We start from the raw sequence: 12,393 nt of genomic DNA on the forward strand, positions 1-12,393 counted from the left end.
TATCTATTATGAAAAAAACAATCATATTATTATCCTTATTGTCACTTACTTTTATAAACAATAGCTGTAGTGATGATTATCTTGATACCACCCCGACTGAGCAGATTGCTTTAGAAGATATATTGAGTGAATATAACAACAATGAAGGCGCAGAGAGTTTTATTACATCTATTTATGCAAAGTACCTCGATTGGAATATCAGCTCATTTGCTTGGATCGGAATAAGCAGTATTACAACTGATGACGCTGACAAAGGATCTTCTCCAGGAGATTCGGGTTCAGATAAAGATGTATTAGATGCACTTACATTTTCTTCTACAACTCCTTCATTTCAAGATGTGTGGGAAGGACATTATCAAGCAATTAATAGATCAAATCAAGCATTGAAATATCTTCCGCTATTAGATAAAGCTGATGCATCTTTGAGAAGCAGGTTAGAAGGCGAAGCTAAATTTTTGAGAGCTTTTTCTTATTTTATTTTAGTACGAAGTTATGGTGATGTTCCTTTGGTAGATAGAGTTTTTGAAAATACTGAAGAAGATCGTAAAATGGTATTCACAAGAAAATCAAAAGCTGAAATTTATGCTTTTATAGAAAGTGATTTACAGGCTGCTATTGCTGCACTTCCGCAAAAGGGTGCTTATTCGGGTAACAATATAGGTAGAGCATCAAAGGGTGCAGCTCATGCATTATTAGCAAAAGTCTCCTTATATCAGAAAAAATGGCAACAGGTAATTGATCATTGTGATCAGGTAACAGGCTATTCATTGACTCCAAACTTCCAAGATATTTATAAAGTTTCTGGTGAAAACAACGCCGAATCAATTTTTGAGATTCAAGGTAAAGGAGGTCCGAGTCAACCTGGTATTCAGCAATATTCTCAAGTTCAGGGAGCTAGAGGAGCTGGAGGTTGGGGTTGGGGCTTCAATACACCATCACAAAGTTTAGTTGATGCGTTTAATGCTGAAGGTGATACCGAAAGAAGAGATGCTACTGTCATTATCAAACCAACTATATTGTATGATGGTAGAGTAATTCCTTCAACCGTAGAAAACAACTACTATAATTATAAAGCGTATTCATCGGCATTTACAGGAGATGATGATTCTGATGCGAATATTCGTTATTTGAGATATTCTGAAGTTTTATTAATGAAAGCAGAGGCAATGAACGAATTAGGTCAAACATCTAATGCCGCGACCTATTTGAATCAGGTTCGTAATCGTGCTGGTTTAGCAAATACTACGGCTACATCACAATCATCTATGAGAACTGCCATTTATAAAGAAAGAAGATTAGAATTGGCAATGGAGCATGACAGATGGTATGATCTTGTAAGAACAGGGCAAGCTCAAGCAGCAATGGCAGCAAATGGGAAAACTTTTAAAGTAGGAATACATGAGGTTTTTCCAGTACCAAATAAATTTATTTTAGAGGCAAAAGGTCTTGCAGCTCAAAACACAGGATATTAATCACAATATAGAAAAATATGAAATCATATAAAAATTTAAAATATTTTGGTTCTGCTTTATTGCTAAGTGCTATTTTACTAAGCTGTGAAGATAGTATCGATAAAGACAATCCAGCAATTCCGTATGCAGAAATCGGAGGATATTCAAATTCTGACGATATTGCTTCAGGAAATTTAATTACTAAATTAAGTTTTGATAATAATTTAACTGATAGTAAAAATAATATTACGGGGCAGATGCCAGTAGGTGTAACGTATGCTACAGGTGCTAAAGGAATGGCTTATAACGGATCTGCGTCCGAAATGAGATATTCTGTTGGAAATGCTAGTCCTGCGATCACAGGATTAAACGGAAGTTTTACAATCGCATTTTGGATGAAAAGTGATGGAACAGTTGGCACATCTACCCCTGGACAAGGAAAAGGCGCTCAAGGAATCTTCTCAATAGTTCGTCCTTCAGAGTTTTGGGGAGGGATAAATTTGTTTATAGAAAATCCAGATTCTTCAAAGCCAGACAGAATTCGTTTAAAATTAGGTTTAGAGGGTAGTAACCCATCGGCAGCATGGAAAGGACAAAGTGTTATTGCCAATTTAGATGGATATAAAGGTAAATGGGTACATATTGTTTTTGCCTATGACGCATCAACAAGTAAATGTTATGTTTATCAGGATGGTGAAGCAGCTAAAAATTTAGACGGGTTTGCTTATTCCCCAGCAGGTGGAGAGCTTAGTGGGGCAGCCAATTGGTTTGCTTCAGACCCAGGTGGAGCAAATAATCCTAATGGAGCATCTGGTTATGGAAGTTTTCAAATGTCAGGAACCAATGGAAAAGTTGTATTTGGATCTCACCAGTTTGAAACTGTTCCGCCTTTAAATAATGGTTCTCAGCAAGATTGGGCAACAAGTTTTGCAGGTCAGTTGGATGAATTTAGAATATACAATGTAGCTTTAAAATCATCTGAAGCCATTGCTTTATACAAACTCGAAAAAGATAACCGATAATCTCAAAAGAGCCCTTATCGGGCTCTTTTTTATATATTTGAATATGAAAAAGTTTACAGCAGCAATATTTTTTTTAGGATTGATTGTTAGTTCGTGTTCATCTGAAGATAGTACACCAAGTGCAGGTACACCTATTGGAGGTGGTGGAGGAACAGAAGTTCCTAATAACTACACAGACACTCAACTTCTCGGAATGGTTCAAAAAGATGCCTTAAAATATTTTTGGGATTATGCAGAAAGCAATTCAAAACTTGCCAGAGAAAGATACCATACCGATAATCCGGGACAAGATGCTAACGTTGTTTCGGCGGGAGGATCTGGTTTTGGATTAATGACAATTCTGGTAGGAATCAAAAATGGCTATGTCGCAAAAGCAGAAGCAGTTTCCAGACTTACGACAGCACTGAACTTTCTTCAGAATGCGAACCGATTTCATGGAGCATGGCCACATTGGATGAATGGTACCAATGGTCAGGTCATTCCGTTCAGTCCACAAGATGATGGCGGAGATTTGGTGGAAACAGCTTTTTTAGCTCAAGGTCTTATTTGTGTGCGTGAGTATTTCAAAAATTCTACAGATTCTTCGGAACTTGCACTGTCTCAAAAAGCAGATATGCTTTTCAAAGGTATCGAGTGGAATTGGTATACCAAAGGTGAAAATACATTGTATTGGCATTGGTCTCCAAATTTCAATTTTCAGATGAACATGCAGTTGAAGGGTTTTGATGAAACATTAATTACCTATGTAATGGCAGCAGCTTCACCTACTTCTACCATTACAAAACCAGTTTATCAGCAAGGTTGGGCACGAAGCGGCGCAATTGCAAATGCTGGTTCACAATATGGTTTCCCTCTAACTGTAAGTCACAACGGAGCTGCAAATACTGTAGGACCGATGTTCTGGTCACACTATTCTTTTATAGGGCTTGATCCAAGAGGTTTGACGGATGATTACGTTAATTATGGTAACGCAACAACCAATCATGCGAAAATTATGTACCAATATTCAGTAACCAATCCAAAAGGTTGGCAAGGATATAATTCTAAAAGTTGGGGATTGACAGCAAGTTACTCACGAAATACAGATGGCTCTACAGGATATTCTGCACATCAGCCAAATAATGATTTGGGGGTGATTAGTCCGACGGCAGCACTTTCAAGCATGCCTTACACACCGACAGAAAGTATGAATATGCTAAGGTTTTTATATAACGAAAATTACAGCAAATATATTGGAGTTGCAGGACCTTATGATGCCTATTCAATACATTATAACTGGGTGACCCCAAGATATTTGGCGATCGATCAGGGAACAATTGCACCAATGGTCGAAAATCATAAGTCGCAATTTCTTTGGCAACTGTTTATGAATGCTCCTGACGTGAGACAGGGTCTTATTAAATTAGGATTTCATTCTACACAGCACGGTTTTTAATCTATTACTTTGTTAAAGTTTAAAATCTTTAGCAAAGTTTTTTACATATAAAATTTAAAAATGAAAAAAATTGCATTGACAGGAGCTTTAGCATTAACATTGCTTTCCTGCAAAACAAATCAAAATGCTCAAAATATTACTACAAATAATACCGTTAAAAGCAATATTACTGATGAGCAATTGATGGATAAAGTTCAGAAAGATGCCCTAAAATATTTCTGGGATTATGCAGAGCCAAATTCAAAATTAGGAAGAGAGCGCTATCACGAAGACAATATCTATCCGGATAATGATAAACACTTTATTACAACGGGTGGATCAGGATTTGGATTAGCAACAATACTGGTGGGCGTTGAAAGAGGTTTCGTCTCAAGAAAAGATGCAGTAAAAAGGCTAAATACAATGATGGACTTCTTGGCGAAAGCTGATCGTCATAAAGGAGCCTGGTCGCACTGGATCAATGGAGAAACAGGAAAAACCGTTCCTTTCGGAAAGAAAGATAACGGAGGAGATTTAGTGGAAACAGCATTTCTTACTTCAGGAATTTTAATGGTTCGCGAATATTTCAAAAACGGAAATGCCGAAGAAAAAGCTCTTGCCAAAAAATGTGATGAACTTTGGAAGGGGATTCAATGGAACTGGTACACAAAAGGAGGCGAAAAAGTTCTTTATTGGCATTGGTCGCCGGAATATCAGTGGGAAATGAATTTTCCGTTACAAGGCTATAATGAATGTCTGATTACCTATATTTTAGCTGCTTCATCACCTACTTATTCCATCGATGCGGAAACTTATTACAAAGGCTGGACGAGAAACGGAACTTATCTTTCAGACAAAGAAAAATACGGGCTTCCATTGTATGTAAAACACAACGGAGCTGAAGAATACGGAGGTCCTTTATTTTGGACACAATATTCTTACATCGGTTTAGACCCGACCAATTTATCTGACAAATTAATTAAAAATTACTTTGATTTAAATAAAAATCAAGTTCTTATCGATTACAAATATTGTATTGAAAACCCAAAAAAATGGAAAGGTTATGGACCAAATTATTGGGGACTAACTGCGGGTTATTCTAGAAATAAAGACGGAAGCGTGGGTTACGATGCTCATTTTCCGCAGAATGATCGGGGAGTAATAACTCCTACTGCGGCATTAAGCAGTTTCCCGTATTCGCCAAAAGAATCAATGGATTTTTTAAGATTTATTTATACGCAAAAACCAGAATTTATTGGTTCTGCAGGACCTTATGATGCAACTTCGATCAATTATAATAATTGGACGACTCCAAGATATTTGGCGATCGATCAGGGAACAATTGCTCCGATGATTGAAAACTACAGATCAGGATTTTTATGGAAATTATTCATGAATGCACCTGAAATCAAGCAAGGATTAAAGAAATTAAGCTTCAAGTCTGAAAAGTATAACATTAAATAATTTTTTTCAGGAGCTGTTTCCCGCTTTCCGCACTCGCTATTTTTTGTGTATCGGCACGGCGGCTTTGCCGCCGCGCCGATACACAAAAAATGAGCTCAAACAAATGCTTCAATCGGGGCTATTGAGTGAGCCAAAGCATTTAAGGTTTAATCTGTAAAATGCTCTAGAGCAAATAGTATTAACTCTTTAATAAAAAGGAATTAATTAAATTGGTATCAGTCAAAACTTAGAAATTCTCATAATGAAATTTAAACTAAAACATACTCTTCTTTTATTTCTGCCATTTTCTATAAGCCTAAACGCTCAGGAAATCAAAGCCGAATTAAATAAAGAAATACAAAGACAGGAAAAAATCTCTTACATTTTAGATTATCCCCAAAAAGCAAAAGGGAATGTTCCTTTGATTATATTTCTTCACGGCTCGGGCGAAAGAGGAACTAATCTGGAAATCGTAAAAGCACACAGTCCGTTCACGTACAAAAGTCTGATCAAAGAGCCTGTTGCAATTTTGGCACCTCAATGTCCGGAAAATAGGTGGTGGGATACGGTGACGGTTTATCATTTGATTAAAGAAATTCAGTCAAAATATAAGATTGATGCTTCCAGAATTTACCTTACTGGACTGTCTATGGGAGGTTGGGGAACATTAAAACTGGCAATGGAGCATCCCGAAATGTTTGCAGCAGTGGTTTCAGTTTGTGCTCCTACGGACCGGGTGATGTATGCGAATATTGATCAGTATAAGAATTTGAACATGAAAATTTTTCATGGAGGAATGGATGATGTCGTTTTACCCGAAAATGCATTCAATTTTTATCAAAAACTTCATCCTGTAAATCCAACTGCAGAATTGACGATTTTTCCAAATGACAACCACAATTCCTGGGATTCGACCTATTCAAATCCGAAGTTATACGAATGGATGTTGTCAAAAAGGAAAGAAAAATAATTCATTTAAAATTAATATCATTAAAAAATAACTGAATATCCGTTTTCAACCTAAACTATTCAAGTAATGGAAAGCTTTGTGTTCTTTCTTAAGTAGAACGCCTTTGTGTAACTTAAAAGCAATTAGTAGTCAAAAAATCTTTGTGAACTTTGCGTTTAAATTAATTTTAGGTATTAAAAATGGACAATCAAATAAATAGAACTATAATTTAAGAAGATAGATTTATGAAAAAGTTAATTGTAATTGCAACTTTAGCACTTGCTCCGGTATTTTCGGCGCAGGAGATGGTGACGAAGCCCGTTCAGTCTTATCAGACGGCTCAATATCAGGCTAAAAAGAAAGCCTTTGTAGATAATCTTTTGTCGAAAATGACTTTAGATGAAAAAATCGGACAGCTGAATTTACCAAGTTCAGGTGATTTTACTACAGGTTTGGCTAAAAGTTCCGACATCGGGAAAAAAGTTGAGCAAGGTTTAGTCGGTGGACTGTTCAATATAAAAGGGGCTGATAAAATCAGAGCCGTTCAGAAAGTTGCTGTTGAAAACAGCCGTCTGAAAATCCCTTTGATTTTCGGGATGGACGTAATACACGGTTATGAAACCACTTTTCCTATTCCATTAGGTTTAGCGGCTTCCTGGGATATGAATTTAGTTCAACAATCGGCAAGAGTGGCTGCAAAAGAAGCTGCTGCTGACGGAATCAACTGGACGTTCTCGCCAATGGTAGATATTTCCCGTGAACCAAGATGGGGAAGGGTTTCCGAGGGTTCCGGTGAAGATCCGTATTTAGGAAGTGAGATTGCCAAAAACATGGTGTATGGTTATCAGGGAAAAGATCTTTCTGTTGGTAATACGATTTTAGCCTGTGTAAAGCATTTTGCATTGTACGGAGCAGGTGAAGCAGGAAGAGATTATAATACGGTTGACATGAGTCATGTGAGAATGTTTAATGAATATTTTCCGCCTTACAAAGCGGCTGTAGATGCAGGGGTAGCCTCTGTAATGGCTTCTTTCAACGAAGTTGACGGAGTTCCTGCAACCGGAAACAGATGGTTACAAACTGAAGTATTGAGAAATCAGTGGAAATTCAAAGGTTTCGTAGTAACTGATTACACAGGAATCAACGAAATGGTTGACCACGGAATGGGAGATCTTCAACAGGTTTCAGCTTTAGCTTTAAAAGCGGGAATCGATATGGATATGGTCGGTGAAGGATTTTTAACAACACTTAAAAAGTCTTTATCAGAAGGAAAGGTGACTCAGGCTGAAATCGACATGGCTGCAAAAAGAATTCTTGAAGCAAAATACGATTTAGGATTGTTTGATAATCCGTATAAACATGGAGACGCAAAGTTAGCTGCAAAAGAGGTTTACAATATGGAAAACCGAAATATTGCAAGAAATGCCGCAGCTCAGTCAATGGTTTTAATGAAAAACGATAACCAGATTCTTCCGCTAAAAAAATCGGGAACGGTTGCCGTGATTGGTCCGTTGGTAAACAACTCTCTAAACATGGCAGGAACCTGGAGTGTCGCTGCTCAACATGATAAAGCGGTTAATTTAATGCAGGGTCTTCAGGCGAATTTCGGAAAAGAAGTGAAATTTATTTCTGCGAAAGGTGCCAACATCGATTATGATGCGAAATTAGAAGATATTTATGCAGCTCACGGTAAGAAAACTGATAGAGACAGCCGTTCAAAAGAAGCTTTATTAAAAGAAGCGGTTGATATTGCCAATAAAGCTGATGTTATTGTTCTGGCAATCGGAGAATCTGCTGAAATGAGTGGTGAATCTTCTTCAAGAACAGAAATTACAATTCCTCAGTCTCAGATTGATTTATTGAATGAATTAAAGAAAACAGGAAAACCAATCGCAGTCGTACTTTTCACGGGTCGTCCTTTAGCTTTGACCAATATGAAAGATGTTCCTAATGCCATTCTTAATGTCTGGTTTGCAGGTTCAGAAGCAGGAAATGCAATTTCTGATGTTCTTTTCGGAAAAGTAAATCCTTCAGGAAAATTGCCAATGACTTTCCCAAGAAGTCTTGGGCAGGTTCCGATTTATTATAATGCTAAAAATACAGGTCGTCCTTTAGATCAAAAACTGGTGGATAAATGTGAATATCAGAGATTCCGTTCAAACTATATGGATGAGTGTAATACGCCATTGTATCCGTTTGGTTTTGGGTTGAGCTACACGAAATTCAATTATTCTGATATTACGGTTTCCAACGCAAATCCGAAAGGAAATCAGGCGATTCAGGCTTCAGTAACAGTAACAAACTCTGGAAACTATGATGGAGCGGAGGTGGTTCAGTTGTACATCAGAGACTTGGTGGGAAGCATTACAAGACCTGTGAAAGAATTGAAAGGATTCCAAAAAGTGATGTTGAAAAAAGGAGAATCTAAAAAAATTACTTTCGACATTACTCCTGAAAATCTGAAATTTTACAACGGAGATTTGAAATATGATTGGGAATCAGGAGAATTTGACATTATGATCGGAACCAATTCCGAGGATGTAAAACATTCAAAAATCAATTGGGCAAAATAGAGATCAATACAAAGCCATTCGAAAGAGTGGCTTTTTTATTTTCATATTCAGATTATTTTGAAGCTGTTTCCCGTTATCCACTCATACTCCTCACTCCAAAGCTTAATCCCATCACTTGCTGTGGGGTAACCGTTCCTACCGGGGCTAGGTTTGAAGACTTTATACTTCGTATGGTTTGCATAAGAAAAAGTTAGTTATCTATTTAAATTTACCATTTACAATTCACTAATAAGTTTGCAATTCGTTATTTTTGTTAAAATTAAAATAGATGAGGAAAGCAATTTTACTCGCAACAGTCGGTTTGGGACTGCTGTCCTGTACCACCCAAAACATCAGAAAAGATATGGATTTACCTACAGAATGGAAACACACCACTAATATTTATGAAGTCAATCTAAGACAGTATACTCAGGAAGGAACCTTCAGAGCATTTGAAAAAGAAATGCCACGCCTTAAAAACATGGGTGTGAAAACCTTGTGGTTTATGCCCATCACTCCAATTGCCCAACTTAATAAAAAAGGAAGTTTGGGAAGTCAGTACGCTGCTTCAGATTATACATCGATCAATCCCGAATTTGGTACGATGGATGATTTTAAACATATGGTGAACGAAGCGCACCGTTTAGGTTTTAAGGTAATTATAGACTGGGTTGCCAATCATACAGGCTGGGATCATGTCTGGACAAAAACTCATCCTGAATTTTATTTAAAAGATCCCGACGGAAGTTTCCATAAAGCTTCCGGAATGGATGACATCATCGAATTGGATTATAAAAACAAAGAAATGAGAAAAGCCATGATCGATGCCATGAAATTTTGGGTGAAAGAAACCAATATCGATGGTTACCGGTGTGATCTGGCATCTTGGGTCGAGGTAGATTTTTGGCAAGAAGCCAGACCCGAAGTTGAAAAATTGAAACCACTTTTTTTTATAGGTGAATTTGATGAGCTTGAAAATCCTGATTACGGAAAAATTTTTGATGCAAGTTATTCCTGGAAATGGATGCACAAATCTGCAGATTATTATAAGAAAAATGAACCTATTACTGAATTAACAGATTTACTCAAAAAATATTCTGCAATCGGAGATTCTTCTATGAGAGCATGGTTTACGACCAATCATGACGAAAACTCGTGGAACGGAACAGAATTTGAAAAATATGGTGATATTACTAAACCAATGGCTGTATTTTCTGCGACCTGGAACGGAATTCCGCTTTTATATTCCGGTCAGGAACTTCCAAATATGAAGAGACTCGAATTTTTTGAAAAAGATGTTATCGAATGGAACGGAAAGTATGAAATGGCAGATTTCTATAAAACCTTATTAAATTTAAAATCTTCAAATCCGGCGTTGAGAGGAGGAGATGCAAATGTAGCAACCTATCTTCTGAATACTTCAGCCAATGACAAAATTTTGGCATATATTAGAAAAAACGGAAAAGATGAGGTTTTAGTGGTGTTAAATTTTTCAAAAGAACCTGTGAATTTTTCCATTCAGGATGAAAATTTAGATGGAATTTTTAAAAATGTTTTTGATGAAACCAAACGAGATTTTACTGAAAGCAAAGATTTTAATTTTAAAGTTTCAGACTTTACTGTTTTTGAGAAATGAAGTTAAATACTTTTGTCTTACAGAACCTTTAATCCTTTAATCCTTTCACCCTGCCAGCGTTTTAAACGCTGGCAGGGTGAAAGGATTAAAGGTGGGTAAATTAAATTGAATGATCAACTATAAATTATTGCTATGTTGATAGATAGTATTGAAGAGGGCTACTTTTATCATATTTATAACAGAGGAAACAATAGCGGAAATATTTTTTTTGATGAAGAAAATTATGAATATTTTCTTAAACTGTTGGCAAAATATATAATCCCGGTCGCAGATATTTATTGCTATTGCCTTCTCAAAAACCATTTTCATTTAGTGGTTAGTATTAAAGAAATTGCTGATATTAGAAGTGATGAATTAAGTTATAAAACTACAAAAAAGCCTATATCTGTTAATGCTTCAAAACAATTTGCCCATATGTTTAATGCTTATGCGCAGGCAATTAATAAAAGGTATTTTAGAACCGGAAGTCTTTTTGAAAAACCTTTTGAAAGAAAAAGAATTACTAATGAAGATTATTTAAGACAAGTAATTTTATATATTCATCATAATCCAATCCATCACAGCTTTTCAAGCAGTATTGAAAACTATAAATGGAGTTCTTACAAGTCTATACTTTCTACTTCTGCGTCTAAAATAAAAAGAGAAGAAATTATTCAATTATTCGACAGTGCCGAAAACTTTATTTATTGTCATAAAAATTATGATTTTATAAATTCTGAATTTTAAGATAGTAAATAAAGTGAACCCTTCCAGCGTTTTAAACGTTGGAAGGGTTTCCAAGGTTGCAGGGTTAAAAGATTAGTAATAAAAAAGATGAAGTAAAAATCAAATGAACAAAACAAAAATATTAAATCTTTTAAAAGACAAAATAGCACACAAAGTTCAGGTTTTTGAAAATCTGATTGCCGAAACACGTGCTTCAAGCAATGATACCAAAAGCTCGATGGGTGATAAGTATGAAACCGGTCGTGAAATGCTTCAGCAGGAAATCAACAACGTGCAGAGACAATTGAATGAGACTTTGAATCAGCAGAGTTTTCTTCAAAAATTGAGTGCTGAAACCTGCTCAAAGGTTCAGAACGGAGCTTTGGTAAAAACCGACAAAGGTTTATTTTATATTTCAGCTTCTCTTGGCGAAATCACTTTTGAAAATCAGAAAATCATGACGATCTCAAGCGAATCTCCTTTGGCAAAAGAAATGTTCGGAAAAAAAGAATCTGAAACTTTTATCATGAATAAAATAAGTCAGACTATTGAAAAAATTTGGTAAAATATGAAACATCTTAGAAATTTTTTTCCGGTTTTATTTTTAGTCCTTTATTCTTTGGTTCAGGGGCAAATCATTGCAAATGTTTCTGCAAAAAACTATGATTTACAATCTGTAGATATCACAATTGGGGATTTGATCGTACAACTTAATAGTGTTGGTGAAATTTCAGGTTTTCATCCAGACAATTCTGACGGAGATGTCGATTATTATGATAGATCAAATTTTGATGAGTATAGATCTGGAAAATTAAAAACAATTGGGAACTTAAAAATTGATTATTGGGATATTTTAGACAAGAGTGATAGAAGATTTGGCAAAATTAAAAACATCGGAAACATTTCGATAGAATATTACGACAATTTTGATATTGAAAAATCTGGTAAGGTAAAGAAAATCGGGAATGTCCAGATTGATTATTGGGACAAAGATGTGATTGATAACAGCAGACTTGGGAAATTGAAATTGGTAGGGAATGCCTCAGTAGAATTTGGTTTGAAAGATAATATTGATTCGGGTAAATATAAAAAACTCATAAAGTTCGGAGCGGTGAATGTAGAGTATTGGAATGACAAAATTTTTGACAAAGAAAAATTCGGAAAGTTGAAATCTATAAAAGGAAATACGAAGGATGTGTCATTAAGACTGGTTTGGTAATA

10 protein-coding genes are annotated in these 12,393 nt (G+C 35.9%); all 10 read left to right on the top strand.

Going from position 1 to position 12,393, the window contains the following annotated elements:
• Positions 1–8 precede the first annotated feature (8 nt).
• The 10 genes from AC4FQ5_RS00690 to AC4FQ5_RS00735 all read left to right on the top strand — a co-directional run bounded on the left by AC4FQ5_RS00690 (position 9) and on the right by AC4FQ5_RS00735 (position 12,391).
• Positions 9–1,472 carry a RagB/SusD family nutrient uptake outer membrane protein gene (locus AC4FQ5_RS00690; RefSeq protein ID WP_491140576.1) on the top strand — a complete coding sequence of 488 codons (1,464 nt, stop codon included), beginning with the start codon at positions 9–11 and terminating at the stop codon, positions 1,470–1,472.
• A gap of 17 nt (positions 1,473–1,489) precedes the next feature.
• Positions 1,490–2,473: a LamG-like jellyroll fold domain-containing protein gene (locus AC4FQ5_RS00695; protein ID WP_491140577.1), complete on the top strand. Its 984-nt coding sequence runs from the start codon at positions 1,490–1,492 to the stop codon at positions 2,471–2,473.
• Between the two features lie 43 nt (positions 2,474–2,516).
• Positions 2,517–3,908 carry a glucoamylase family protein gene (locus AC4FQ5_RS00700; protein ID WP_491140578.1) on the top strand — a complete coding sequence of 464 codons (1,392 nt, stop codon included), beginning with the start codon at positions 2,517–2,519 and terminating at the stop codon, positions 3,906–3,908.
• A 60-nt stretch (positions 3,909–3,968) separates the two neighbouring features.
• The gene (locus AC4FQ5_RS00705) at positions 3,969–5,351 is read left to right on the top strand and encodes a glucoamylase family protein (RefSeq protein ID WP_491140579.1); all 1,383 of its coding nucleotides are present in this window, start codon (positions 3,969–3,971) and stop codon (positions 5,349–5,351) included.
• Between the two features lie 241 nt (positions 5,352–5,592).
• On the top strand, positions 5,593–6,300 hold the full coding sequence (locus AC4FQ5_RS00710; protein ID WP_491140580.1) for a carboxylesterase family protein: 708 nt from the start codon (positions 5,593–5,595) through the stop codon (positions 6,298–6,300).
• 224 nt (positions 6,301–6,524) lie between these two features.
• Positions 6,525–8,852: a beta-glucosidase BglX gene (bglX, locus tag AC4FQ5_RS00715; protein WP_491140581.1), complete on the top strand. Its 2,328-nt coding sequence runs from the start codon at positions 6,525–6,527 to the stop codon at positions 8,850–8,852.
• Between the two features lie 268 nt (positions 8,853–9,120).
• Positions 9,121–10,467: an alpha-amylase family glycosyl hydrolase gene (locus AC4FQ5_RS00720; protein ID WP_491140582.1), complete on the top strand. Its 1,347-nt coding sequence runs from the start codon at positions 9,121–9,123 to the stop codon at positions 10,465–10,467.
• Between the two features lie 132 nt (positions 10,468–10,599).
• Positions 10,600–11,193 carry a transposase gene (locus AC4FQ5_RS00725; protein ID WP_491140583.1) on the top strand — a complete coding sequence of 198 codons (594 nt, stop codon included), beginning with the start codon at positions 10,600–10,602 and terminating at the stop codon, positions 11,191–11,193.
• Positions 11,194–11,296: 103 nt separating this feature from the next.
• Positions 11,297–11,737, top strand: coding sequence for a hypothetical protein (locus AC4FQ5_RS00730; protein WP_491140584.1), 441 nt, complete (start codon positions 11,297–11,299; stop codon positions 11,735–11,737).
• Between the two features lie 3 nt (positions 11,738–11,740).
• On the top strand, positions 11,741–12,391 hold the full coding sequence (locus tag AC4FQ5_RS00735) for a hypothetical protein (protein WP_491140585.1): 651 nt from the start codon (positions 11,741–11,743) through the stop codon (positions 12,389–12,391).
• Positions 12,392–12,393: the final 2 nt, after the last annotated feature.

The organism is Chryseobacterium sp. DT-167, assembly GCF_058310155.1.